Source organism: Achromobacter xylosoxidans (assembly GCF_001457475.1).
GTDB lineage: Bacteria > Pseudomonadota > Gammaproteobacteria > Burkholderiales > Burkholderiaceae_B > Achromobacter > Achromobacter xylosoxidans.
Map to the genome: position 1 here is coordinate 1,891,089 of NZ_LN831029.1, position 22,037 is coordinate 1,913,125.

The 22,037-nt window shown below is 66.2% G+C and carries 28 protein-coding genes and 1 tRNA gene; 18 read left to right on the forward strand and 11 right to left on the reverse strand.

The annotated features are described in order from the left end of the window. Positions 1 to 29: 29 nt before the first annotated feature. The 6 genes from rpsF (at position 30) to AT699_RS08515 (ending at position 3,992) form a co-directional block, all read left to right on the forward strand. A complete protein-coding gene (gene rpsF, locus AT699_RS08490; RefSeq protein ID WP_020924524.1) occupies positions 30 to 404 on the forward strand; it encodes a 30S ribosomal protein S6 in 375 nt (124 codons plus the stop codon). 51 nt (positions 405 to 455) lie between these two features. Further along, the gene (gene priB, locus AT699_RS08495; protein WP_006388369.1) at positions 456 to 779 is read left to right on the forward strand and encodes a primosomal replication protein N; all 324 of its coding nucleotides are present in this window, start codon (positions 456 to 458) and stop codon (positions 777 to 779) included. Between the two features lie 105 nt (positions 780 to 884). Continuing rightward, positions 885 to 1,157 (forward strand): 30S ribosomal protein S18, encoded by a 273-nt coding sequence (gene rpsR / locus AT699_RS08500; protein ID WP_006218308.1) that lies wholly within the window; start codon positions 885 to 887, stop codon positions 1,155 to 1,157. Positions 1,158 to 1,171: 14 nt separating this feature from the next. Further along, on the forward strand, positions 1,172 to 1,627 hold the full coding sequence (rplI, locus tag AT699_RS08505; RefSeq protein WP_006388370.1) for a 50S ribosomal protein L9: 456 nt from the start codon (positions 1,172 to 1,174) through the stop codon (positions 1,625 to 1,627). Between the two features lie 146 nt (positions 1,628 to 1,773). Continuing rightward, positions 1,774 to 2,613: an RIO1 family regulatory kinase/ATPase domain-containing protein gene (locus AT699_RS08510; protein ID WP_006388371.1), complete on the forward strand. Its 840-nt coding sequence runs from the start codon at positions 1,774 to 1,776 to the stop codon at positions 2,611 to 2,613. Then, complete coding sequence (locus tag AT699_RS08515; RefSeq protein ID WP_006388372.1) at positions 2,610 to 3,992, forward strand: replicative DNA helicase; 1,383 nt, start codon at positions 2,610 to 2,612, stop codon at positions 3,990 to 3,992. The genes AT699_RS08510 and AT699_RS08515 overlap by 4 nt, the downstream gene beginning before the upstream one ends. Positions 3,993 to 4,058: 66 nt before the next feature. On the opposite strand, the gene AT699_RS08520 is transcribed toward AT699_RS08515, so the two are convergent. The 5 genes from AT699_RS08520 to AT699_RS08540 form a co-directional block, all read right to left on the reverse strand. Then, positions 4,059 to 5,036, reverse strand: a complete 978-nt coding sequence (locus tag AT699_RS08520) for a bile acid:sodium symporter family protein (RefSeq protein ID WP_024068226.1) — start codon at positions 5,034 to 5,036, stop codon at positions 4,059 to 4,061. A gap of 85 nt (positions 5,037 to 5,121) precedes the next feature. Beyond that, positions 5,122 to 6,102, reverse strand: a complete 981-nt coding sequence (gene pdxA, locus AT699_RS08525; RefSeq protein ID WP_024068227.1) for a 4-hydroxythreonine-4-phosphate dehydrogenase PdxA — start codon at positions 6,100 to 6,102, stop codon at positions 5,122 to 5,124. Positions 6,103 to 6,116: 14 nt separating this feature from the next. Continuing rightward, positions 6,117 to 6,428, reverse strand: coding sequence for a hypothetical protein (locus tag AT699_RS08530; protein ID WP_006388375.1), 312 nt, complete (start codon positions 6,426 to 6,428; stop codon positions 6,117 to 6,119). Positions 6,429 to 6,553: 125 nt separating this feature from the next. Beyond that, positions 6,554 to 7,012 carry an Lrp/AsnC family transcriptional regulator gene (locus AT699_RS08535; RefSeq protein ID WP_026383132.1) on the reverse strand — a complete coding sequence of 153 codons (459 nt, stop codon included), beginning with the start codon at positions 7,010 to 7,012 and terminating at the stop codon, positions 6,554 to 6,556. A 45-nt stretch (positions 7,013 to 7,057) separates the two neighbouring features. Further along, complete coding sequence (locus AT699_RS08540; protein ID WP_006388377.1) at positions 7,058 to 7,663, reverse strand: hypothetical protein; 606 nt, start codon at positions 7,661 to 7,663, stop codon at positions 7,058 to 7,060. A gap of 138 nt (positions 7,664 to 7,801) precedes the next feature. Between AT699_RS08540 and AT699_RS08545 the strand changes: the two genes are divergently transcribed. Together AT699_RS08545 and AT699_RS08550 are read left to right on the forward strand one after the other, a co-directional pair. Further along, complete coding sequence (locus AT699_RS08545; RefSeq protein WP_006388378.1) at positions 7,802 to 8,047, forward strand: hypothetical protein; 246 nt, start codon at positions 7,802 to 7,804, stop codon at positions 8,045 to 8,047. A gap of 214 nt (positions 8,048 to 8,261) precedes the next feature. Beyond that, the gene (locus AT699_RS08550; RefSeq protein ID WP_020924519.1) at positions 8,262 to 8,516 is read left to right on the forward strand and encodes a hypothetical protein; all 255 of its coding nucleotides are present in this window, start codon (positions 8,262 to 8,264) and stop codon (positions 8,514 to 8,516) included. 35 nt (positions 8,517 to 8,551) lie between these two features. Here the strand turns inward: AT699_RS08550 and AT699_RS08555 are convergent, their stop codons facing one another. After that, entirely contained in the window at positions 8,552 to 9,121 is a 570-nt protein-coding gene (locus tag AT699_RS08555) for a DedA family protein (RefSeq protein WP_006388380.1), read from the reverse strand. Next, the gene (locus tag AT699_RS08560; RefSeq protein WP_006388381.1) at positions 9,118 to 10,557 is read right to left on the reverse strand and encodes an aminotransferase-like domain-containing protein; all 1,440 of its coding nucleotides are present in this window, start codon (positions 10,555 to 10,557) and stop codon (positions 9,118 to 9,120) included. Before AT699_RS08560 ends, AT699_RS08555 begins: the two co-directional genes overlap by 4 nt. Before the next feature lie 169 nt (positions 10,558 to 10,726). On the opposite strand from AT699_RS08560, the gene AT699_RS08565 reads away from it, so the two are divergent. The 4 genes from AT699_RS08565 to AT699_RS08580 all read left to right on the forward strand — a co-directional run bounded on the left by AT699_RS08565 (position 10,727) and on the right by AT699_RS08580 (position 13,280). Beyond that, complete coding sequence (locus AT699_RS08565) at positions 10,727 to 11,107, forward strand: hypothetical protein (RefSeq protein ID WP_024068228.1); 381 nt, start codon at positions 10,727 to 10,729, stop codon at positions 11,105 to 11,107. A 20-nt stretch (positions 11,108 to 11,127) separates the two neighbouring features. After that, a tRNA-Met gene (locus AT699_RS08570) sits at positions 11,128 to 11,204 on the forward strand. A gap of 223 nt (positions 11,205 to 11,427) precedes the next feature. Continuing rightward, a complete protein-coding gene (locus tag AT699_RS08575; RefSeq protein WP_006388383.1) occupies positions 11,428 to 11,772 on the forward strand; it encodes a hypothetical protein in 345 nt (114 codons plus the stop codon). A gap of 257 nt (positions 11,773 to 12,029) precedes the next feature. Further along, complete coding sequence (locus tag AT699_RS08580; RefSeq protein ID WP_024068229.1) at positions 12,030 to 13,280, forward strand: TIGR03862 family flavoprotein; 1,251 nt, start codon at positions 12,030 to 12,032, stop codon at positions 13,278 to 13,280. A 6-nt stretch (positions 13,281 to 13,286) separates the two neighbouring features. Here the strand turns inward: AT699_RS08580 and AT699_RS08585 are convergent, their stop codons facing one another. Together AT699_RS08585 and AT699_RS08590 are read right to left on the reverse strand one after the other, a co-directional pair. Further along, positions 13,287 to 13,688 carry a hypothetical protein gene (locus AT699_RS08585; protein WP_006388385.1) on the reverse strand — a complete coding sequence of 134 codons (402 nt, stop codon included), beginning with the start codon at positions 13,686 to 13,688 and terminating at the stop codon, positions 13,287 to 13,289. 63 nt (positions 13,689 to 13,751) lie between these two features. Beyond that, positions 13,752 to 14,111: a hypothetical protein gene (locus AT699_RS08590; protein WP_006388386.1), complete on the reverse strand. Its 360-nt coding sequence runs from the start codon at positions 14,109 to 14,111 to the stop codon at positions 13,752 to 13,754. A 168-nt stretch (positions 14,112 to 14,279) separates the two neighbouring features. Here AT699_RS08590 and AT699_RS08595 point away from each other — a divergent pair, with 168 nt between their 5' ends. The 5 genes from AT699_RS08595 to AT699_RS08615 all read left to right on the forward strand — a co-directional run bounded on the left by AT699_RS08595 (position 14,280) and on the right by AT699_RS08615 (position 18,347). Further along, positions 14,280 to 14,411, forward strand: a complete 132-nt coding sequence (locus tag AT699_RS08595; protein ID WP_006388387.1) for an entericidin A/B family lipoprotein — start codon at positions 14,280 to 14,282, stop codon at positions 14,409 to 14,411. Positions 14,412 to 14,569: 158 nt separating this feature from the next. Beyond that, entirely contained in the window at positions 14,570 to 14,995 is a 426-nt protein-coding gene (locus tag AT699_RS08600; protein ID WP_020924512.1) for a BPTD_2524 family lipoprotein, read from the forward strand. Positions 14,996 to 14,997: 2 nt separating this feature from the next. Beyond that, entirely contained in the window at positions 14,998 to 15,411 is a 414-nt protein-coding gene (locus tag AT699_RS08605) for a hypothetical protein (RefSeq protein WP_006388389.1), read from the forward strand. Positions 15,412 to 15,511: 100 nt separating this feature from the next. Continuing rightward, a complete protein-coding gene (locus tag AT699_RS08610) occupies positions 15,512 to 16,804 on the forward strand; it encodes an aspartate carbamoyltransferase (protein ID WP_006388390.1) in 1,293 nt (430 codons plus the stop codon). Positions 16,805 to 16,934: 130 nt separating this feature from the next. Beyond that, the gene (locus AT699_RS08615; RefSeq protein ID WP_006388391.1) at positions 16,935 to 18,347 is read left to right on the forward strand and encodes a diguanylate cyclase; all 1,413 of its coding nucleotides are present in this window, start codon (positions 16,935 to 16,937) and stop codon (positions 18,345 to 18,347) included. A gap of 175 nt (positions 18,348 to 18,522) precedes the next feature. Here the strand turns inward: AT699_RS08615 and AT699_RS08620 are convergent, their stop codons facing one another. Beyond that, positions 18,523 to 19,422 (reverse strand): recombination-associated protein RdgC, encoded by a 900-nt coding sequence (locus AT699_RS08620; RefSeq protein WP_006388392.1) that lies wholly within the window; start codon positions 19,420 to 19,422, stop codon positions 18,523 to 18,525. Between the two features lie 151 nt (positions 19,423 to 19,573). On the opposite strand from AT699_RS08620, the gene AT699_RS08625 reads away from it, so the two are divergent. Continuing rightward, positions 19,574 to 19,783 (forward strand): hypothetical protein, encoded by a 210-nt coding sequence (locus AT699_RS08625; RefSeq protein ID WP_006388393.1) that lies wholly within the window; start codon positions 19,574 to 19,576, stop codon positions 19,781 to 19,783. Between the two features lie 427 nt (positions 19,784 to 20,210). Here AT699_RS08625 and AT699_RS08630 read toward each other — a convergent pair whose 3' ends face one another. Next, entirely contained in the window at positions 20,211 to 21,872 is a 1,662-nt protein-coding gene (locus AT699_RS08630) for an MFS transporter (protein WP_035183535.1), read from the reverse strand. Positions 21,873 to 22,037: the final 165 nt, after the last annotated feature.

The window sequence follows — 22,037 nt, forward strand, 5'->3', positions numbered from 1 at the left end:
AGGCAAGACATCCTCAAGGAGTTTTACTCATGCGTCACTACGAAGTGGTGTTTATCGTTCACCCCGACCAAAGCGAGCAAGTGCCCGCCATGGTCGAGCGTTACCAAGCGCTGGTCACGGGCCAAGGCGGCTCGGTGCACCGCCTGGAAGACTGGGGCCGCCGTCAACTGGCCTACCCGATCCAGAAGCTCGTCAAGGCTCACTACGTCTGCCTGAACATCGAGTGCGGCCAAGCCACGCTGGATGAGCTGGAACACTCGTTCCGCTACAACGACGCCGTGCTGCGCCACCTGGTCATCAAGACCAAGAAGGCCCAGACCGCTCCCTCGATCATGATGAAGTCGGTCGAGCGCGAAGAAGCCCGCAAGGCTTCGGCGGAAGCTGTCGCGGCTCAGGCCGAGTAAGCAGGGCTCAGGCAGAGCCCATCCCATGAAGTCCCCTTGGTGCCTGGCAGGATGAACAAGCTGGAACTCAGCGCCCGCGTTCTCGAATGCGAGCCTTTGCGCCACACTCCCGCCGGTCTGCCAGCCCTGGAAATGGTGCTGGCGCACGAATCCGAGGTCATCGAAGCCGGCCATCCGCGCCGTGTCGAACTGACGATCTCGGCCGTGGCACTGGGCGATCTGGCGTTGCTGTTGCAAGGAACGGCGCTGGGGTCCGAATTGCAGGTGCAGGGGTTTCTGGCCCCGGTGCGCAAGGACTCCGTGAAGTTCAAGCTGCATCTGCAGCAGGCGCGCAGGATCAGCGGCAGCGCAGGACGCGATCCGCTGGTGGCTTGACGGGAAGGGCAACGGGCGCGAGAGCGCCTTCTGAATACGGATAGGTTACGGGGAGTCGGGCCCGATCAAGGCAGACCCGGTCCTCTCAAACATAAGGCACATATCATGGCTTTCTTCGGAAAACGCAAGGAAAAACGCAAATTCACGCAGCAGAACCCGCTCTTCAAGCGTCGTAAGTTCTGCCGCTTCACCGCCGCTGGCGTCGAAGAGATCGACTACAAGGATCTGGACACCCTGCGCGACTTCGTGCAAGAAAACGGCAAGATCATCCCGGCTCGCCTGACCGGCACCAAGGCAATCTACCAGCGCCAGCTGGACACCGCCATCAAGCGCGCGCGCTTCCTGGCCCTGTTGCCTTACACCGACAACCACAACTAATCCGGGGCACTGAAATGCAAGTTATTCTGCTCGAAAAAGTCGTCAACCTGGGTAACCTCGGCGAAGTCGTCCGCGTGCGTGATGGCTACGCCCGCAACTTCCTGATTCCCCAGAAGAAGGCCCGTCGCGCAACCGACGCCGCCCTGAAGGAATTCGAAGCCCGCCGCGCCGAACTGGAAAAGATCCAGGCCGAGAAGCTGGCCGCCGCCCAGGCCCTGGGCGAGCGCGTCAACGGCTACCAACTGAAGATCGTCCAGAAGGCTGGCGTCGACGGCCGTCTGTTCGGCTCGGTCACCAACGCCGACATCGCCGAAGGTCTGAAGAAGGCCGGTTTCGAAGGCATCGAAAAGGCCCAGGTGCGCATGCCCAACGGCCAGCTCAAGGCCATCGGCGAGTTCCCGATCCAGGTCGCCCTGCACGCCGACGTGACCGTCGACGTCACGGTGCTGGTCGAAGGCGAACTGTCGTAAGCCTCGCCCCGCGGTAGAAAAAAAGCCGGCCCGCGCGCCGGCTTTTTTTCTTTGCGGCTTGTGTTCCGTCGCGGTACCCGCCGCCATTTGCGTGTAGTCTTGCGGGCTGCACGCTTGTCTCCCACGCCGTTTCCTTCGAGGACCTCTTGACCCAGCCGCCCGTCCACCACAACGCCCCCGCCGGATTGCGAGCCTGGCTCGACAGCCTGGACGCCGAGCGCGAGCCGTCGGTGCGCGATGCGACCATCGATGGGGTGCGCTGCATCGTCAAGCGCCGGCGCCCGGGACTGGCGAGCGGCGTGAGCTACGTGTTGCGCTATGCGCGCGCGTTGTTCCTTGGGCTGGGGTGCAAGCTGTTCCTGGGCGAATTCCCGCGGCCCGGCATCCTGTTGCGCAACGGCCTGGAGCACGAGGCCCGGCGCCTGAAGCAATTGCTGCAGGCCGGCTGCCGCGTGCCCGAGGTCTGGTGGCAGGAAGAGGGGCTGCTGGTGCTGGAGTTCGTCGGCGACGACCTGGCCGACCTGATCCGCAACGAAGACACCACCTCGCGCCTGTGGCTGACGCGGGCGGCCGCGACCGACCTGGCCGCCTTCCACGCCCGTGGGCTGTGGCATGGCGGCGCCCAGATCCGCAACATCACCTTGCAGGATGGCGAATTGTGGCGCATCGACTTCGAGGAAAACATCGGTTCGACGCTGTCGCGGCCACTGGCGCAAGCCTATGATCTGTTCCAGATGCTGGCGTCGCTGGCATCGTTGCGCAAGTTGCCCGACGAGGTCGGCCGCACCCTGGGTAAACTGGCGCTGGAAGTCTATTTCGAGTGCAATCCCGATCCCGAGGTCAAGGCGCGCCTGCGCCGCCTGACCCGGGTGCTTTCCTTCATCGCCACGCCGTTGCGCCCGCTCCTGGGCCGGTTGCCGTCGCGCGATGTGCAGGGTTTCTTCCGCGTCGCGGATATCCTGCAGCCGTTACTATTGAAGCCATGAACACACCTGCCGATTCCCAGCTCGAATACCTGCGCGTTCCTCCCCATTCGATCGAGGCGGAGCAGTCGGTGCTGGGTGGCCTGCTGCTGGACAACGCAGCCTGGGACCGTATTGCCGACGTGCTGGTCGAAGAGGACTTCTACCGCCACGACCACCGGCTGATCTGGCACCACATCGCCCGCCTGATCGGCCTGGCGCGTCCGGCCGACGTTATCACGGTGCATGAATCGCTGGTCAGCGCGGGCAAGGCCGAGGACGCCGGCGGCCTGGCCTACCTGAACGCGCTGGCGCACAACACGCCGTCGGCCGCCAACATCCGCCGCTATGGCGAAATCGTGCGCGAGCGCGCCATGCTGCGCAAGCTGGTGTCGATCGCCGACGAGATCTCCTCGGCCGCCATGAATCCGCAGGGCAAGGAAGCGCGCCAACTGCTGGACGAGGCCGAGTCCAAGGTGTTCCAGATTGCCCAGGAAGGCGCGCGCGGCGCCGCCGGCTTCCAGGAAATCCAGCCGCTGCTCACGCAGGTGGTCGAACGCATCGACGAGCTCTATCACCGCGAAAGCACTTCTGATGTGACCGGCGTGCCCACCGGTTTCACCGATCTCGACAAGATGACCTCGGGCATGCAGGGCGGCGACCTGATCATCGTGGCCGGCCGCCCGTCCATGGGCAAGACCTCGTTCTCGATGAACATCGGCGAACACGTGGCCATCGAAGAGGGCCTGCCGGTGGCGGTATTCTCGATGGAAATGGGCGCGGTGCAGCTGGCCATGCGTATGCTGGGTTCGGTCGGCCTGCTCGACCAGCACCGCATGCGGACCGGCAAGCTGATCGCCGAGGACTGGCCGCGCGTGACCCACGCGGTGCAATTGATGCAGGACGCGCAGGTCTACATCGATGAATCGCCCGCGCTCAGCCCGATGGAAGTGCGCGCCCGCGCGCGCCGCCTGGCGCGCCAGTGCGGCCAGCTCGGCCTGATCATCATCGACTACCTGCAACTGATGTCGGGCAACGGTTCGGGCGAGAACCGCGCCACCGAGGTGTCGGAAATCAGCCGTTCGCTCAAGGGCCTGGCCAAGGAACTGAACTGTCCGCTGATCGCGCTGTCGCAGCTGAACCGAAGCCTGGAACAGCGTCCCAACAAGCGCCCCGTGATGAGCGACCTGCGCGAATCGGGCGCCATCGAACAGGACGCGGACGTGATCCTGTTCATCTACCGCGACGAAGTCTACAACCCCGATTCACCGGACAAGGGCACCGCCGAGATCATCATCGGCAAGCAGCGTAACGGCCCGATCGGCACGGTGCGCCTGACCTTCCAGGGTTCGAGCACGCGCTTCCTGAACTTCTCCGGCGCGCAGCCCCGCGACATGTACTGAGCGTCCGGCGCCCGGCCCCAAAAAAAACCGCGCCCGGGCGCGGTTTTTTCATGCGGGCGTGGCGATTCACTCGTCCGTTTCGGGGCGCTTGCCGTAGCGCGCGGCCAGCACGCCGCAGACCATCAGCTGGATCTGGTGGAACAGCATCAGCGGCAGCACGATGGCGCCCACCGCATGGCCGGCGAACAGCACCTGGGCCATGGGAATGCCGCTGGCCAGGCTCTTCTTGGAGCCGCAAAACAGCAGCGTGATGCGGTCGGGCTGGTTGAAGCCGAACATCTTGCCGGCCAGCGCCGACAGGCCCAGCGCCAGCGCCAGGATGACGGCGCAGCACACCACCAGGCCCAGCAGCGCCGGGATCGGCGTGGAACTCCACAGGCCCTCGTTGATGGCTTCGGAGAACGCGGTATAGACCACCAGCAGGATCGATCCCTGGTCGACGAACTTCAGCATCGCCTTGCGCTTGTGCACCCAGGCGCCGATCCAGCGGCGGGCGAACTGCCCCAGCACGAACGGTAGCAGCAGCTGCAACATGATCTTGCCGACCGCATCGAACGAGATCGGCGCGCTGCCGGCGTTGGCGACCACGGTGCCCACCAGCAGCGGCGTCAGGAAAATCCCCAGCAGGCTCGAGGCCGAGGCGCTGCAGACCGCCGCCGGCACGTTGCCGCGCGCCATCGAGGTGAAGGCGATGGCCGACTGCACGGTGGCCGGCAGGCAGCACAGGAACAGGATGCCGAGATAGAGCTCGGGGGTGACCAGCGGTTCCAGCACCGGCTTGAGCGCCAGGCCCAGCAGCGGGAACATGAGGAACGTGGCCGAGAAAATCGTGAGATGCAGCTTCCAGTGGGTCAGGCCGGCGATGATGGCCTCGCGCGACAGGCGCGCGCCGTGCAGGAAGAACAGCAGGCCGACCGCGATGTTGGTGATCCAGCCGAACACCACCACGCCCTTTCCGTGGGCGGGCACGATGCTGGCGATGATGACGGTGCAGATCAGGTAGAGGGTGAAGCGGTCGGGCAGGAGGCGGGCAAGGCGTGACATGGAGATAGGGAGGGGAGGAAAAGCGGCGGCGGCGCGCGACGGGCGCCGGAATCGGGGCGTATTGTAGACGCGGGGGCTTGGACGGTCAGGGCGTCATGGCCAGGGCCAGGTCGAACGCGGCGATCAGCGAGGCCTGGTCGGCGACCCCCTTGCCGGCGATGTCGAAGGCGGTGCCGTGGTCGACGCTGGTGCGCACGAACGGCAGGCCCACCGTGACATTGACGCCATGATCCAGGCCCAGGTACTTGACCGGGATCAGGCCCTGGTCGTGGTACTGGGCCACCACGATGTCGAACTCGCCGCGGCGCGCCCGCATGAAGATGGTGTCGCCGGGCCACGGGCCGCTGGCGTCGATGCCCTCGTCGCGCGCGCGGCGGATGGCAGGCTCGATGATGTCGATGTCTTCGCGCCCGAACTTGCCGCCTTCGCCGGCATGCGGATTCAGCCCGGCGACCGCGACCCGCGGGCGCGCGATGCCCATCTGGCGGCAGGCGCGGTCGGCCAGGCGCATGGCGGTGAGTTCGGCCTCGGGAGTGATGCGCGCCATGACGTCGGCCAGCGCCACATGGATGGTCACCAGCAGCACGCGCAACTCGTCGTTGGCCAGCATCATGGCGAAATCATCGGTGCCGGAGCGTTCGGCCAGGATCTCGGTGTGGCCGGGATAATCGATGCCGGCCTCGTGCATCGATTTCTTGTTCAACGGCGCGGTGACGATGGCGCGGATGTGGCCGGCCCGGGCGTCGTCGATGGCGGCGCAGACATAGTCATAGGCCGCGCGGCCGGCGGCGGCGCTGATCCGGCCATAGGGCAGGTCGGGCGGCAGGGCGGGGCTGCAGTTCACCACCTCGATGCGGCCGGCGTCGCCGCTGGCCTGCCCGGCCCGCGCGATCTCGGTGATCTCCAGGCGCGCGCCCAGCGCGCTGGCGGCGCGGCGCAAGGCGCCGGCGTCCCCATACACCACGCAGGAGGCATTCAAGCCCTGGGCGCAGGCCTTGACGACGATTTCGGGGCCGATGCCGGCGGCATCCCCCATGGTGATGCCGACGGGCGGGGGCGTCTTCACGATGCGTTCCCGGCTTATTGCTGCGGCGCGCTCTTGGGCGGCGGGACCTCGCCGCATTCGAACGTGACGGTGGCGCGCTTGGAGCCCAGGCCCGTCGCGTGGTTCGAGGTGATGGCCGGCTTCTGCAGCTTGCGTCCGATCGACTGGCAATACTGGTCGGCGCGTTGCAGCGCCTGGTTCTTGATTTCGACCCAGGTCAGCAATTGCGTGCCGGAACTGTAGGTGACGCTGTAGCTGTTCTTGCCGGTGGGCGTTACTTCGCTCATGCTGGAACAGGCGGTCAGCAGGGCGAGCAAGGCGGAGGCGAGGGCAAGGCGTGCGAACATGGGGAATCCGTAAAAGGCGACAATTCACATTACAACATTATGCCGCTCCCGCTGTCCCCGGGATACACAATACAGAGAAAGGCCGGCATCGCGTGGCGGCTGCCGGCGGCCCGGTCAGCGCGCCGCTAGGGCGCGCCCACAGCGCTGCGCCGATCGACCTTGCGGCTCAGGACGATCGAGGTCTGCGTCTGCTTGACGCCATCGATCAGGCCAATGCGGTCCAGCAGCGCGTCCAGTTGTTCGTGGGTTTCGCAGCGCAGGAAAATCAGGTAGTCGTAGGGGCCGCTGACGGACGAGACTTCCTCGACCTCGGGCATTTTCTCCAGTTCGCGGATCACCGCGGCCGGCGTCTTGGGCAGCACGCTGATGAAGCAATACGCACGCACCGCGGCTTCTTCAAGCAAGCGCCCCAGGCGCACCCCGTAGCCTGCCACGATGTTCTCGCGTTCCAGGCGGGCTATGCGCGCCACCACCGTGGTGCGCGCCAACCCCAGCTTGCGCGCCAGGATGGCGGCGGGTTCACGGGCGTTGGCCTGCAGCAGGCTGAGCAACTGCCGGTCGATGGCGTCTAGGCGTTCGTTCATGCGCCCGACCATACAGGCGCGGCGCGGCGCAAGTCAATGCATGTGTCAGCCGTCGGATTCCGGCGGGATGCCGCCGCGGTAGACGCGGCCGTCGAAGACGAAGCGGGTGATGGTCCGGGAGGCGGCGTCGAAGACCCGGTCGCGGCGCGCGGCATCCTGCTCCCGCGCCGGAACCAGGGTGAAACGACAGAGGTCGGCGCCGCTGTCGTAGCGCGCCACGCGCACCAGGTCGGTGACGCCGAACGCCTGGGCATGGTGCGCGAATTCGCGCAATTGCTCCATCTCGTGGAAGGCGCCGTGGTCGCTGACGAGCTGCATGCCGAACTTGCTTTCCTGTGCGGGAGGCGGCGCCGGCGTCGGCGTCGCAAGCGGCGCCCGGGCGATGTCATAGTCGAAGCGCGCGCCGATCTCGCGCATGGCCGCCAGCACCGCCTGCCAGGCCGGGTCGTCCAGGGCCAGGCGGGCGGCCATGGCCAGCAGCCGATGCTGTCCCAATGCCCGCGGTTGCGGGCCGCCGATATAGCTGGACCAGGGCACGGCATCGTCCAGGCCGGCCAGTTCGGCCATCTGGGCGTCGCCGTATCCCAACCGTTCCTGCAACCGCCGCAGCGCCGCCGCGTCGGGGGGCATGTAGTCGTGGATCGTCTTCATGGGTACGCTCCCGGTTGCCTTGGCGCGCCGTCGCCGCGCCGCGCTACGCTTCATGCTAGCGCGCAGCGCGCGCCTTGCCCAGTGGCCGCGCGCGCCCATGCTAGGATTTGCGCCGACATCAATCCAGGAGGCTTACCCATGGACACCCAGGAACAAATCGCGGTCATCGTGCATACCATCTCGCACCAGGGCGGCCGCATCGATGCGCTCAATTCGGCGTTGTTGACGATGCTGCACCTGGCCAAGGCTTCGCCCGGACTGCGCGAGGCGATCGAGGCCCAGCTGGAGCAAAACTATTCCAGCCTGCTCGCCCGTTCCGAAAACCCGCAGTACGTGGCCGGATTCGAGAGCGTGCGCGACCAGATCGTCGCTGCGCTCAAGTAGCCACACAGTCTCACGGCCCGCCGAAGTTACCCACAACTTCTGTGGACAAGCCTTGGGATAGCGCTGGCATAGGATGCCTTTTTCCTTTGTTTACAACGGCTTGCAAAGTGCGATCAAAGGCGGCGCCAGAGTCGCCCACGAGCGGCGCCTGACGCAGGCCGGCAAGGGTCACGCAAGCCGGGTAATATGCCGCCCCATGCGGAATCAGTATCCATTGGAACACCGGAACCGTGGCCTGGCGGCCCGGGGTTCGGAAGCGGCAAAGCTGGCGGCCTTCGACCCCGGCAAACTTTCTCCCGAGGCGCGCCAGAGCTGGGAGCGCCTGGGCCATGGCTTCAAGGCCTGGCACGACTTCGACCAGCGCCATCCGGTCCTGCGGCGGCTGGCCCTATTGCCCTTCATCGGCGCGTTGTATCGCAAGGCGCGCCGCCGCCACGTGATGCGCGCCAGCGGCAAGCTGGTTTTCTGACACGGCATCCGCCTGGCGCCGCCGCGCATAGGGCCCTAGCGCCGCCGACGGCGGCGCGCATACCACCAATACACCAGCCAGGTTGCCGCGCCGATCACGGCGGCCACCGCCAGCTTGGTTTCCACGCCGTGCAAGCGGCCGAGCAGGGACTCGATGGTCTGCCCGAACAGATAGCCCACCAGGCTGAAGCACAGCGCCCAGATGGCGGCGGCAAGGGCGTTGAGCGCGAGAAAGCGCATGGGCGGAACCTGCGAGACCCCTAGCGCCACCGGTCCCACGGTGCGCAGGCCGTAGAGAAAGCGCAGCGCCAGGATGAAGCCGTGCGGATAGCGGTCGACCGCGGCCAGGGCCTTGCCGAAGGCCGGTTGCGCACGGATGCGCCGCACGTAGCGATGTTCGCGATAGCGCCTGCCAAGGTAGAACAGCGCCTGGTCGGCCAGGAACGAGCCCGCGAATGCGCACAGCATCACGTAGGGCAGGTGCAGCAGCCGCTGGTGCGACAGGAAACCCGCCAGCACCACCACGCTTTCCCCTTCGAGCAGGGTGCCGCCGAAGACCGCCCACAGGCCATAGTCGACGATGAACTGGTGCAACTGCGGATTCATGGCTGGCGCGCGCCCACGATTCGCGCCAGGGTCACCAGCGCCCGCGCGATTTCGGGGGTGTGGCGCTGGCCACAACTGATGCGCAGGAAATGGTTATAGCGCGCGCTGTTGGAAAACATGGCGCCGGGCGCCACGCGGATGCCCTGTTGCAGGGCGGCTTCGAACACTTCCAGCCCGGAGCGGCCGTCCGGCATTTCGACCCACAGCAGCATGCCGCCGGTAGGCATGCTGAGGCGGGTGCCGCGCGGGAAGTGCGCGGCGATGACTTCGGCGGTCTGGTCGCGCTGCGTCTTCAGGAGCCGGCGCAGCCGCGCCAGGTGCCGGTCGTAGGCGCGCGAGCCCAGGTACTCGGCGACCGCCATCTGCGCCAGCGGCTCGTTGGGCCGGCTTTGCGCGAATTTCAGCATCGCGATGCGGGCCTTCCAGCGGCCGCCCAGCAGCCAGCCCAATCGCATGCCGGGCGCCAGCGTCTTGTGCATCGACGCGCAGTAGATGACGTTGCCGGTGGGGTCCCAGGACTTGGCGGCGGGCAGCGGGGTGTCGTCGTCGGTCAGCGCGCCATAGGTGTCGTCTTCGATCAACGGCACTTGTTGGCGTTCGCACAAGGCCACCAGCCGCGCCTTCTCGGCATCCGGCATGACGCAGCCGAGCGGATTCTGGAAATTGGGCACCACCACCACCGCGCGGATGTTGCCGTGGGTCTGGAAGGCCAGGTCCAGCGCTTCGATCGACAGTCCGTGCTGCGGGCTGGTGGGAATTTCCAGCGCGCGCATGCCCAGGCTTTCGAGGATCTGCAGCAGCCCGAAGTAGGTCGGCGATTCGACGGCGATGGTATCGCCCGGGCGCGCCACCGCGCGCAGCGCCAGGTTCAGCGCTTCGATGCAGCCGTGCGTGACGATGACGTCGTCGGGGGTGGCATTGATACCGTTGGCCAGGGCGCGTCGCGCCAGCACGGTGCGCAGTTCCGGGTGGCCCTGCGGCGGCACCGGGCTGACCAGCACCTGCGGCGCCTGCCGCAGCGCGCGGATCATGGCCTGCTTCAGGTCTTCCATGGGATAGGCGTCCGGCACCGCCGCGGCCAGCGCGAAATTGGCGCTGACGGGATGGGCCTCGCATTTGGCGACGAAGTCCGACACGCGGTCGTGGATGCCGACGTACTGGGCGGCGCCCAGCGCCTGGCGGATGTCGGGTTCGTTGACCGGCGGAATGCTGTTGCGGCGTGGCTTGAGGACGAAATAGCCGGACCGTGGCCGGGCCTCGATCAGGCCGTCGTCTTCCAGCAGCCGGCAGGCCTGCAAAGCGGTCGACAGGCTGACGTGGTGGGTGCGCACCAGGGTGCGCACGGAAGGCATGCGCTGGTCGGGGGCCAGGACCCCGGTCTGAATGGCGCGCCGGTAGTGGTTCGCCAGGCGGAGATATAGCGGTTGCGGGTCCATGCGCCGATCATGCTCCCCTGGGTTGGGTTGAGGGTAGGCACAGATTCACGCAAAGTACACCATAACAGGGCCAAAATCGGAAGACTGCATCGGTACAGAAAGCCGGATTGTGTGGCTGTTGCGCAAAGCAGGGCGCGCGTAGCCTGTGAGGGTCAGATTGGAGATGACCATGGCCCTTTTTTCCGCCCCCGAACCGCAATCCCTACGCTTCGACCTGCCGGCCGGCGCCAGCCGGCAAGTACGCCTGCGTGCCGGGGCCGCCGTCGTCTGCGTCAGCGGCCGCCTGATCGCGATCGATCCGTCATACCGGCCCGATTTGCCGCCCGGCGCGCGTTTGGCGCCGTCGCCGCCGTTGAATGCAGGCGAAACCTATTGCCTGGCGGAAGGGGGCTGGCTGGCATTGAGCGCGGTGACATCGGCCCAGGTGATCTGCCTGGATCCGCCGGGCATGGCGGCCCGTGCCGTGGCGGTCCTGGCCCGCCTTTTGCACCTGGGACGGGGCAATGGCGCGCCGGCGCGCCTGGGTGCAATGCACAAGATTTCAAAATGATGTATGATTCACACATCAGACGCGGGGTGGAGCAGTCTGGCAGCTCGTCGGGCTCATAACCCGAAGGTCGTAGGTTCAAATCCTGCCCCCGCAACCAGTTTCCAGCAGTACCCGGCGCCATCGGCGGCAAGGTTCCAAGCCTCTGCCAGCGCTGCGAAAAAACCGTGACACGCGTCGCGGTTTTTTTTTCGTCCTTCGCTTGCCTTGCATCAAGCCATCGTTCCAGTCCGGAGTTTCCCTGGGTCCACGGACCGCACAGCCGGCGGGCGCTGCGCTACCATGGCTCAAGCGCGCGAGTCCGCCGCATACGAGGAGGGTCCATGGGCACGGCAAAATACGATCATCCCGGCTATGTCGCCGATACCGGCGCCGAAGGCAAGTACCACGTGGGCATCTGGTGCCCGCACGGCTATCCGGCCCACATCCATATCGGCCGGCCCGCCGAACGCGGCGATCCGCAGGCGCTTCTGCGATTGCGCATTCCCGATGGGGTGTTCCAGTCCTTGCCCGACGATCCCGAAACCCTCTGCCGCCGGGCTCTAGGCCAGGCCTTGGGGGCGGGGCTGTTGCGCGCCGTGGCCGTCGACGGCGAATACCAGGAGCTGCGTTTCCAACTCGATGCCGAACCCTGGTCGGGCCCGATGCAGGCGGCCGGCAACGCCTAGGCTGGAGTTACCCACAGCGATTGTGGACAAGCCTTGGGATAGACGCTGTGCATGTCTCGATATGGCAGCAATATCAAGGGCTTGGCCGCGGCGATGAAAAAATGCCCCATACGGGGCTTTTTTCATTCCGGCGGCAGGCGCCGTGACGCGTGCGACAATCGCAGCCCCGGCGGCGTGTGCCGCCTCGGTAATTCCGGATTCCTCCTCATGCATTGCAACCCGCATCCGTTCCGTGGCGGCGCGAAGGCGCCAGCGCCATGAGCGCGTCCTCCTGGCGCGTGGCCGTCATCGGCGGCGGGCCGGCAGGCCTGATGGCCGCCGAAGGCCTGGCCGCGCGCGGCATCCAGGTCGATGTATACGACGCGATGCCATCGGTGGGCCGCAAATTCCTGATGGCCGGCCGTGGCGGGTTGAACCTCACCCACAGTGAAGCCGCGGCGCCGTTCCTGGCGCGCTACGGCGCGCGCGCCGCGCAGATCGAACCCTGGCTGCGCGCGCTGGATGGCGATGGCCTGCGCGCCTGGGCGCGACAGCTCGGCATCGAGACCTTCGTGGGGTCGTCGGGGCGGGTCTTCCCCGCGGAAATGAAGGCCGCGCCCTTGTTGCGGGCCTGGCTGGCGCGCTTGCGAGCGAGCGGCGTACGCTTCCACATGCGTCACCGTTGGCTGGGCTGGCCGCCGGCCGAGCGGCCCGACGCGGCCAGCCTGCGCTTTGATACACCCGACGGCGTTCGCACCCAGGCGGCGGACGCCGTGGTGCTGGCGCTGGGCGGCGGAAGCTGGGCCAAACTGGGCTCCGATGGCGCGTGGCTGCCGGGACTGGCGGCGCACGGCATTGCCATGGCGCCCCTGCGGGCGGCCAATTGCGGCTTCGAGGTGGCGTGGTCCTCGCATTTTCGCCAGCGCCATGCCGGCCAGCCGGTCAAGTCGGTCACGCTGCGCTGTGTCGGCGACGCCGGACCCGGGCCGGCCCGCCAGGGCGAATTCGTGGTGACCGAGAGCGGCATCGAGGGCAGCCTGGTGTATGCGTTGTCGGCGCTTTTGCGCGACCGGATCGAAGCGGCCGGGCAGGCCGTGGCGCTGCTCGATCTGGCGCCGGACTGGAGCGACGAAAAGGTACTGGCCGCGATCAGGCATCCGCGTGGCGCGCGTTCGATGTCGAGCCACTTGCAGAGCAGGCTGGGGCTGACGGGAGTCAAGGCGGGGTTGCTGCGCGAATGCGCGGGCGCCGACGATTATCGCGACCCGGCGCGCCTGGGCCGATTGATCAAGGCCTTGCCATTGGTATTGCAGCGGACCCGTCCGATCGACGAGGCCATCAGCACGGCGGGGGGCGTGTGCTTCGACGCGTTGGCGCCCGGCCTGATGTTGCGCCAGGCGCCGGGCGTGTTCTGCGCGGGCGAGATGCTGGATTGGGAAGCCCCGACAGGCGGCTACCTGCTGACCGCGTGCATGGCCAGCGGCGTGATTGCCGCCGAGGGCGTGGCGCGGTTCCTGGCGAGCCGCTGAGCGGCTTCAGGAGCCGTTGGGATAGGGCGCGGCGCTCTGCGCCGGGCGCGGCGCCAGGTCGTTGACCACGTGGCCGACCACAGCCGGCCCCTCGGGTTGCGTGACGATGCCGATGACCCGGGTGATGGCACTGGCCGGCATGCTGGTGCCCTGGCCGGGATCCTGCACCAATTGCCAGATCCTGGCGTCCCCGGAAAAACCATCGGTTTCCGTGCTGTCGGGGGCATCCAGACAGCTGCGGGCGAATACTGACCAGTCGGAGGCGCTGCAGGGCAGGCCGTGGGCGGTGGCCAGGCGGGCCAACGCCAGGGGCGCGTCCGCCTGGCTCGCGGCATGTTGCGCGGCCGCGCCCAACGAGACATCCAGCGACAGCAGGCGGAGGAACTCTACGACGTTGTCGGTATTCATGCTGCGGTCTCCCTCTTGTTGGAGCTGTTCTGGCCGGTCGCCGACAGGCGCGCCGGGGCGGGGTCAGCCGGGTGCTTGGCCAAGCATCGCGACCAGCGACTGTTTCAGGCGCGACGAAAAAATGGGTACCGTATGTGAGACGCCGCTGCGGTCGACGCCTTCCTTGAGCTGCACCGACTGCCCCAGGAAAATCTCGGGCGCCGCGGCGATGTCGTTGTATCGGACCAGCAATTGGTCGACTTGTTCCTGGGCATCCGCCAGGGTGCTGCTGGCCGCCAGTTGGCCGGCGGCGTGCGCCTGCAGGATGCGGTGCAGATCGTCGATGAAGAGCGCCAATGCGGCCTGGCCGCGGCATTGCGGCTGTTCCCAGCCCCATGCCTGGGGCCCGCCGCCCGTGTTTTCCGATAGGTGTTTCGTGGTCATTGGAGAATCCTAATCGATTGCCGGCAAATACGCGACAGGCCGCGCAAGGCCGGGCCATGTGACCGCGCGGTTGGCCAGGCCGGCGAGGGACGCCAGCGACACAGCGCGCAAAACGGCGGTCTTTGCGGTATGCTGGCTTCGGTTTTCACGCCTCGATAGGAGATGCCCATGAAGAACAAAGTCATTCTCGTGATGCTGCTTTCGATTGCCGCCATGTCGGCGGGGTGCAATACCGTGGCAGGGGCCGGCAAGGACATCCAGCGCGGTGGCGAGAAAATCGAGGGCGCCGCGACCAAGTAATCCGGGCAGGCGAGCCGGGCAAGCAAGTCTCGGCCGGCATGGGTTTCGCGCTTCGCGGCGCGGCCAGGGCCACGCAGGAATGTTGCGGCATTTCGGGCGTGGCCTTTTTGCGTGCGCTGGCATAATCGCGGAATCCGAATCCGATGGCAGGAAGAATCATGCGCAAGTCTGTGTGGGTGGGCGTCACGTTGATGGCCTTGTTGGGTGGTTGCGCCAGCACGGGCGTCTACGAGTCCGAAACCACGCTGAAGGAAACCTTCAGCGTGGATACCAATTACCAGGCTGCCTTCCGCCGCGCGGGCGAATACGTGCGCACCTGCCACGTCAACGTGCAGCATCCCTACAACGTCGCCTATGCGTGGAAGCACGTCATCGGCGAGAAGGGCGCCCCCGACGAGGTGCAGGTCTACAAGGTGGGTGAAACCGCCAAGATCCTGGAGCTGGTGTCCGCCGAGTCCGACGGGCCGGCCAAGGCCAAGGTCACCGTGACGGTGCTGGGCGAGGGCCGCTGGGACGCGGCCGAGATCGCCGCCGCCCGCGCGTCGATCCAGAGCGCCACCCCCGTCTGCCGCAAGGGCGACTAGGCATGGACCCGCGCGCCCGGCAGATCCGCGCCGCAGGTTTGCCGTTCGCGCTGCTGACGGGCGCTTTTCGCCTGCTGGGCTGGTTGAACGGCGGCGCCGCGCTGGGCCTGGTGGCATTCGTGCTCGGCATGGTGGGCGGCGACATCGCCGCGCCCGATCTGCAATTGCCGCTGTTCTTCCTGCTGGCGGGCCTGCTGGTGGCTTGCCTGGGCGTGTTGTTCGCCTACCTGGCGCAGGTCAGTCTGTTGCGCCAGGGCTACACCGGTCGCCTGGGCCGCGGCCACCTGCCGGCGCAGATACTGGCCATGCTCTGCTACGTGGCCAGCGCCCTGGCATTTTGCGCCGCCTGCTGGCTGGCCGCCGGGCAGGGCGCCACCGATGCCGCCTCGCAAATGACGACTTACGCCACGCTTTGAATTTTCAGGGTAAACCCGTGTGCGCAAAAATGTTGGACTTGCGCATGCGTTGAGAATAATATGCGCAGTGCGTATACAAACCCATTCTCCGGGACCTGCCATGACCATTTCCCAGCAAGCCTTCCTGCGCGACGCGATGCGCCGCCTGAACCTCACGCGCGATGTGTTCGCCACCCGGATCGGCGTCAAGCGCCGGGCCCTGGATACGTGGCTGCTGCCGGAAGGATCGCAGGAATTCCGCGCCATGCCTGAAGTGGTGCAGCGCTTCGTCAGCGAAATCGTGCAGAACGGCGTGCTGCTCGAAAAATATACGCAAAGCGTACAAGAAGGGCCGCTGCGTGAACGCATCGCGGTGGAAGGCAAGCATCAACTGCTGTCGGTGGACCAGTTCACCCGGGAATCGGTGGAAGACCTGTTCCGTGTGGCCGACATGATGCAACCCATCGCGCGCCGCCAGAAGGTCTCGCGCGTGCTGGAAGGCGCAGTGCTGGGCAACCTGTTCTTCGAGGCCAGCACGCGCACCCGCGTCAGCTTCGGCTCGGCCTTCTGCCGCCTGGGCGGCTCGGTGTGCGACACCACGGGCTTCACGTTTTCGTCGATGGCGAAGGGCGAATCCATCTACGACACCAGCCGCGTCATGAGCGGCTACGTCGATGCGATGGTGATCCGCCACCCCGACCAGGGTTCGGTCGCGGAATTCGCGCGCGCCACCAACATCCCGGTGGTCAACGGCGGCGACGGCCCGGGCGAGCATCCCAGCCAGGCCCTGCTGGACCTGTACACGATCCTGACCGAGTTCTCGCGCCTGGGCAAGCTGCTCGACGGCGCGCACATCGCCATGGTGGGCGACCTGAAATACGGGCGCACGGTGCATTCGCTGATCAAGCTGATGGCGCTCTACAAGAACGTCAAGTTTTCGCTGGTGTCGCCCAAGGGACTGGAAATGCCGTCCTACATCGTCGAGCAGGCCAGCCGCAACGGCAACATCATCGAGCAGAAGAGTTCGTTGGCCGAAGGCCTTGCCGGCGCGGACGTGATCTACGCCACGCGCGTGCAGAAGGAGCGCTTCGCCAACGAAGAGAACGAAGGCTATACGCCCGACTTCCAGATCAACCGCGCCATCATCGACGCCTATTGCGGTCCGGACACCATCGTCATGCACCCGCTGCCGCGCGACAGCCGGCCGGGCGCCAACGACCTCAGCGTGGACCTGAACCACGATCCGCGCCTGGCGATCTTCCGCCAGACCGACAACGGTATTCCCATCCGCATGGCCATCTTCGCGGTGCTGCTGGGCGTGGAAGGGCTGGTGCAGCACTCGCTGCGCGATGTGACCTGGCAGCACCCGTCGCACATCGGTCCGGACGACTCGGTGTTCCACGGCCTGGAATAAGGCGTCCGCGGGCCGCGCGGCGGTGTGGTCATGACGGCCGCCGCCGGCGATTTCAAGCATAATCCGCGCTGGTTTTTCCCGTCGCGTGCCGCTCCAGGGCACGCCGTGGAATCTTCGGTCGGATGGTCTTATGTCTTCGAGCAGTCGCGCAGTCCCGTCTTCCCCTGATCCCGCCGGGCAGGCGTGCTACCTCAGCGCTTCCAATGCCCAGGCCTGGCAGGCGGTCTATTCCTCGGTCGATGCCTATACCCGCGGCCAGGTTGCCGCGGTGGTGTCCGACAGCGCCAACGAACTGGTCGACGCCTTTTATTCCACGCTGCTGGCCGATGCCGAGGCGGGGCCGCGCCTGTCCCACGAGATCGTTTCCACGCGCCTGCACAAAGGCATGAAGGGCTGGCTCAAGGGCCTGCTGTGCGTGCGCGAGCAGGGCGACATCGCGGCGTTGATGGCGACCCAGAAAAAAGTGGGCGAAGTCCATGCGCGCGTGCATATCCCGATCCACCTGGTGATGGCCGGCGCCCGCATTCTGAAAAATGAGATCGCCCAGCGACTGCGCGCCAGCGATCTGGATGGCATGGCTGCGTCGATCGCGACCCAGTACGTCTGCAACCTGTTCGACCTGGCGATCGAGCAGATGAGCCGCGCGTTCATGCGCGACATCAACCGCGGCGCCCGCAACGACGAGGCCTATCGCTTGTTCGCGTTGGGGCAGAACATATCGACCGAGCGCGAGCGCCAGCGGGCCGCGTTGCTCGAATGGAGCCAGGCGGTGCTGATCGGCCTGCACTATCGCGCCCCCGAGCAGGTGCTGCCGCGGCTGGCCGCTTCCGAGTTCGGCCTGTGGCTGCAACACAAGGGCGGGGTGCTGTTCGAGAGCGCGCCCGCGCTGGGACAGATCATCGAGGCAGTGGCGCGGCTCGACGACGTGGTGCTGCCACGCCTGCTGCAGGGCAGCCCCGAGTCGCTGCCGGACCAGGTGCGCGAACTGCAGGAACTGGTGGCGCGCATCAAGCATCTGCTCAACGGCCTGTTCGACATGGTGGCCGAGATCGAAAGCGGCAGCGATCCCCTCACCAATGTGCTCAACCGCCGCTTCCTGCCGTCGGTGATCGGCCGCGAGATCCTGATCGCCACGCGCGAGCATTCGACCTTCTCGGTATTGCTGCTGGACATTGATCACTTCAAGGCCATCAATGACAGTCATGGCCACGCTGGCGGCGACCAGGTGCTGCGGCAATTCGCCGAAGTCGTGCACCAGTCCTGTCGTTCCAGTGATTTCGTGTTCCGCTATGGCGGCGAGGAATTCCTGGTGGTGCTGGTGGACACGGCGCGCGAGGCGGCGCTGGCCGCGGCCGAGAAACTGGGCGGAGAAATCCGCCGCCACGCCTTTGCCATTCCGGAAGCGGGCAGCCTGCGGATCACCGCCAGCATCGGCGTGGCGACCTTCGACGGCCATCCGGACTACGCCTACCTGATCGATCGGGCCGACAAGGCCTTGTACCAGGCCAAGCAGGCGGGGCGCGACCGCAGCGTCGCCGGCTAGTTGCCCCCCCGAGGGGGGGCGTTTTCATCTTGAGGCGGCTCGGCGATGAAGGAAGCCCCCACGCCGCGCCTTCGGCTTGCTGCCCCCCAAGGGGGCGTTTTCATCTTGAGGCGGCTCGGCGATGAAAAAGGCCGCCTCTTGCGAAGGCGGCCTGTGTCGGCGAGGCTGGCTGCGTTCAGATCTTCTTTTCGCCGCCCAGCGCCTCGACCAGCTCGGCCAGCATCTTGGCCAGTTCACCGGTCATGAGCATCATGTCGGAGTCGAACTTCTCGTCGTCGTTGGTGGCGACGGTGTCGTTGCCTTCCTTGAGCACGTCCAGCGGCGCGACGCGCTTGACGTCCAGGCCTTCGGTCAGCACGAACGAAATGCGGTCGGCCCAGGTCATGGCCAGGCGCGTGCACTGCTTGCCCGACTGGATGTGGCGGCGCACGTCGTCGGCGTCGATCGAGTGCTTGACGTAGCGGATGGCCGCGCCGCTTTCACCGGACGAACGCAGCTCGGTGTCCTGGTCGATGCTGAAGTTGCTCGGCGCTTCGTCTTCCGCCAGCCAGCCGGTCATCGCGGAGGCGGGCGACTGCGCCACGTACAGGTTTTCGAGCGGGAACGGGTCCACGCACTTGGCCAAAAGGCCGATGACTTCATCGGCCTTGGCCGAGGCGGCGGCGTCGATCACCAGCCAGTGGTTCTGCGGGTCGATCCACACGCGAGTGTCGCGGTACACGCTGAAGGCGCGCGGCAGCAGTTCGTCGGTGACGCGCTCCTTGATTTCCTTCATCTGCTTGCGGCCCGGCTTGTAGCCTTGCTGCTCTTCGATTTCCTGGGCGCGCGCCTTGGCGACCTGGTTGACGACGGTGCTGGGCAGCAGCTTTTTCTCGGCGCGCAGATTCAGCAGGATCTGCCCGCCCACGACGTGGGCCAGCCCGCCGTTTTCGCGCGGCGGGACCCAGCCCAGGCTTTGCATTTCGAGGTTGTTGCCGGCCTGGTAGGCATGCCGCGCAAGCGTTTCTTCAAGCTGCTCGCCGGTCAGCGTCCACGGCGAGGAGAGACGGTAAATCTTGAGATTCTTGAACCACATGAGCGTCGGCCAAAAGGGTTGATTCTATACGACGCGGACCGCTTTGCCGTAGCGGCGCAATACGATGGGGCCAGGCGACACGTTCTGTCACTGACAGGGGGACGGCCTTGCGGTAATGTCCGCGACATCCCCGTGCAATAGGAGAAGAAGCATGAAGATCGTCGGCGCCATCCTGATCGTGCTGGGCATTGCCGCCCTGGCCTACAAGGGCTTCAGCTACAAGTCCGAGGAAACCGTGCTGCAGGTCGGCTCGGTCAAGGCCACGGCCGAGACCGAGAAGTCCGTGCCAATTCCGATGTGGGCCGGTATTGCCGCGATCGTGGCCGGCGTGCTGGTCATCGGGGTCGGCATGCGCCGTTGAGGCGCATCCCCCGGAAAACCGGAGGCGGCCATCGCGGCCGCCTTTTTTGCGCCGGCGTCAGCCACCGCAAAAAAAAGCGGCCCGGCTCAATAAAGGCCGGGCCGGTACGGGAGCACACAATACCGCGTCATAAAAGGCTCGCGGGGAACGCGGTATCGGTGTCAGAACACTAGCCCTGCAACCGCCTGGCAGGGGGATCAATCGCCGGGCGATGAGGCGCAAGGCCGTAATCTGAGGCGCCAGTCTAACGGCGGGGGTCTGACAGCGTCCTGAATCAGGATTGCGCATCGCGTGTCCGCGGTCCATCCAGGCCCGGTCGTTGCCAGGCTGGACGGCCGGCGAGGATTTCGGCGCAAAAAAAAAGCTCCCAGGGGAGCTTTTGAAAGGCCGGGCAGGCGCAGCAGTCCCGCCCGGCGGGGGATGGTCGTTAAGCGTTGATGTCGTTGTCCTTGGACTCGCGCACGAAGAGCGTGCCGATGACCAGGGTCATGACCGCGATGATGATCGGGTACCACAGGCCATCGTAGATGTTGCCGGTGGCGGCCACCACGGCGAAGGCGACCGGGGGCAGGAAGCCGCCGAACCAGCCGTTGCCGATGTGGTACGGCAGGCTCATCGAGGTGTAGCGGATGCGGGTCGGGAACATTTCCACCAGCATGGCCGCGATCGGGCCGTACACCATGGTCACGTAGATCACCAGGATGGTCAGCAGCACGACGACCATGACGTTGTTGCTCTGCGCCGGATCGGCCTTGGCCGGGTAGCCGTGGCTGCGGATCGCGGTCGTCAGGGCCTTGTCCAGCTCGGCGGCCTTGGCCTTGAAGTCGGCCGGGGCCATGCCCTTGCCGTCGAACGAGGCGAATTCGTCGCTGCCGATCTTGACCTTGGCCACCGAGCCGGCCGGGGCCGCCTCGTTCTTGTAGTTCACCGAGTTGCGCGCCATGAACGACTTGACCACGTCGCAGGAGCTGGTGAACGAAGCAGTGCCCACCGGGTTGAACTGGAACGAGCAGGTGGACGGGTCGGCGATGACCGTGACCGGCGCGCTGGCCTGCGCCTTTTCGAGCGCGGGGTTGGCGAAGTGCGTCAGGCCCTGGAAGATCGGGAAGTAGGTTGCGGCGGCGATCAGGCAGCCCGCCATGATGATGGGCTTGCGGCCGATCTTGTCAGACAGCGCGCCGAAGATCACGAAGAACGGCGTGCCGATCAGCAGCGCGATCGCGATCATGATGTTGGCGGTGTTGGCGTCGACCTTCAGCGTCTGCGTCAGGAAGAACAGCGCGTAGAACTGGCCGGTGTACCAGACCACGGCCTGGCCGGCGGTCAGGCCCAGCAGCGCCAGCAGCACGACCTTCAGGTTCTTCCACTGGCCGAACGATTCGGCGATGGGAGCCTTCGAGCCCTTGCCTTCATCCTTCATGCGCTGGAAGGTCGGCGACTCGTTCAATTGCAGGCGGATCCACACCGAGATGCCCAGCAGCACGACCGAGATCAGGAACGGAATGCGCCAGCCCCAGGCCTTGAAGTCGTCCTCGCCCATGAAGGTGCGGATGCCCAGGATCACCAGCAGCGACAGGAACAGGCCGAGCGTGGCGGTGGTCTGGATCCACGACGTGTAGAAGCCGCGGCGGCCGTGCGGCGCGTGCTCGGCGACGTAGGTCGCGGCGCCGCCGTACTCGCCGCCCAGCGCCAGGCCTTGCAGCAGGCGCAGGACGATCAGGATGGCGGGCGCGGCCAGGCCGATACTGGCGTAGCTGGGCAGCACGCCCACCAGGAAGGTGGACAGGCCCATGATCACGATGGTGACCAGGAAGGTGTATTTACGTCCGACCAGGTCGCCCAGGCGGCCGAACACCAGCGCGCCGAAAGGGCGCACCGCGAAACCGGCGGCGAAGGCCAGCAGCGCGAAGATGAAGCCGGCCGTGGGGTTCACGCCGGAGAAGAAGTGCTGGGCGATGATGGCGGCCAGCGAACCGTAAAGATAAAAGTCGTACCACTCGAACACCGTGCCCAGCGACGAGGCAAAGATGACGCGGCGTTCATCCTTGGTCATCGGGCGCGGATTCGCGGATGGACCGCGACCTGCCATGGTAGTTGTGCTCATGATGTCTCCTCGATTTTTCTGGCCGGCGGTTTTCCGCCGTGCTTGACCCTCCGCCGGCGGGGCCGACATCGAGCTACCGCAAGGTTGGAACGCCAGGCTGACGGGGTTCTGACGAGACCCTTACCTGAATCTTAAAATTGAAACAAAAAG

What these genes read in the sequence shown, in the direction of transcription:
- rpsF (WP_020924524.1), top strand. Translation starts at nt 30, where the DNA reads ATGCGTCACTACGAAGTGGTGTTTATCGTTCACCCCGACCAAAGCGAG.
- priB (WP_006388369.1), top strand. Translation starts at nt 456, where the DNA reads ATGAACAAGCTGGAACTCAGCGCCCGCGTTCTCGAATGCGAGCCTTTG.
- rpsR (WP_006218308.1), top strand. Translation starts at nt 885, where the DNA reads ATGGCTTTCTTCGGAAAACGCAAGGAAAAACGCAAATTCACGCAGCAG.
- rplI (WP_006388370.1), top strand. Translation starts at nt 1,172, where the DNA reads ATGCAAGTTATTCTGCTCGAAAAAGTCGTCAACCTGGGTAACCTCGGC.
- AT699_RS08515 (WP_006388372.1), top strand. Translation starts at nt 2,610, where the DNA reads ATGAACACACCTGCCGATTCCCAGCTCGAATACCTGCGCGTTCCTCCC.
- AT699_RS08520 (WP_024068226.1), bottom strand. Translation starts at nt 5,036, where the DNA reads ATGTCACGCCTTGCCCGCCTCCTGCCCGACCGCTTCACCCTCTACCTG.
- AT699_RS08530 (WP_006388375.1), bottom strand. Translation starts at nt 6,428, where the DNA reads ATGTTCGCACGCCTTGCCCTCGCCTCCGCCTTGCTCGCCCTGCTGACC.
- AT699_RS08535 (WP_026383132.1), bottom strand. Translation starts at nt 7,012, where the DNA reads ATGAACGAACGCCTAGACGCCATCGACCGGCAGTTGCTCAGCCTGCTG.
- AT699_RS08540 (WP_006388377.1), bottom strand. Translation starts at nt 7,663, where the DNA reads ATGAAGACGATCCACGACTACATGCCCCCCGACGCGGCGGCGCTGCGG.
- AT699_RS08545 (WP_006388378.1), top strand. Translation starts at nt 7,802, where the DNA reads ATGGACACCCAGGAACAAATCGCGGTCATCGTGCATACCATCTCGCAC.
- AT699_RS08555 (WP_006388380.1), bottom strand. Translation starts at nt 9,121, where the DNA reads ATGAATCCGCAGTTGCACCAGTTCATCGTCGACTATGGCCTGTGGGCG.
- AT699_RS08560 (WP_006388381.1), bottom strand. Translation starts at nt 10,557, where the DNA reads ATGGACCCGCAACCGCTATATCTCCGCCTGGCGAACCACTACCGGCGC.
- AT699_RS08565 (WP_024068228.1), top strand. Translation starts at nt 10,727, where the DNA reads ATGGCCCTTTTTTCCGCCCCCGAACCGCAATCCCTACGCTTCGACCTG.
- AT699_RS08575 (WP_006388383.1), top strand. Translation starts at nt 11,428, where the DNA reads ATGGGCACGGCAAAATACGATCATCCCGGCTATGTCGCCGATACCGGC.
- AT699_RS08580 (WP_024068229.1), top strand. Translation starts at nt 12,030, where the DNA reads ATGAGCGCGTCCTCCTGGCGCGTGGCCGTCATCGGCGGCGGGCCGGCA.
- AT699_RS08585 (WP_006388385.1), bottom strand. Translation starts at nt 13,688, where the DNA reads ATGAATACCGACAACGTCGTAGAGTTCCTCCGCCTGCTGTCGCTGGAT.
- AT699_RS08590 (WP_006388386.1), bottom strand. Translation starts at nt 14,111, where the DNA reads ATGACCACGAAACACCTATCGGAAAACACGGGCGGCGGGCCCCAGGCA.
- AT699_RS08595 (WP_006388387.1), top strand. Translation starts at nt 14,280, where the DNA reads ATGAAGAACAAAGTCATTCTCGTGATGCTGCTTTCGATTGCCGCCATG.
- AT699_RS08600 (WP_020924512.1), top strand. Translation starts at nt 14,570, where the DNA reads ATGCGCAAGTCTGTGTGGGTGGGCGTCACGTTGATGGCCTTGTTGGGT.
- AT699_RS08605 (WP_006388389.1), top strand. Translation starts at nt 14,998, where the DNA reads ATGGACCCGCGCGCCCGGCAGATCCGCGCCGCAGGTTTGCCGTTCGCG.
- AT699_RS08610 (WP_006388390.1), top strand. Translation starts at nt 15,512, where the DNA reads ATGACCATTTCCCAGCAAGCCTTCCTGCGCGACGCGATGCGCCGCCTG.
- AT699_RS08615 (WP_006388391.1), top strand. Translation starts at nt 16,935, where the DNA reads ATGTCTTCGAGCAGTCGCGCAGTCCCGTCTTCCCCTGATCCCGCCGGG.
- AT699_RS08620 (WP_006388392.1), bottom strand. Translation starts at nt 19,422, where the DNA reads ATGTGGTTCAAGAATCTCAAGATTTACCGTCTCTCCTCGCCGTGGACG.
- AT699_RS08625 (WP_006388393.1), top strand. Translation starts at nt 19,574, where the DNA reads ATGAAGATCGTCGGCGCCATCCTGATCGTGCTGGGCATTGCCGCCCTG.
- AT699_RS08630 (WP_035183535.1), bottom strand. Translation starts at nt 21,872, where the DNA reads ATGGCAGGTCGCGGTCCATCCGCGAATCCGCGCCCGATGACCAAGGAT.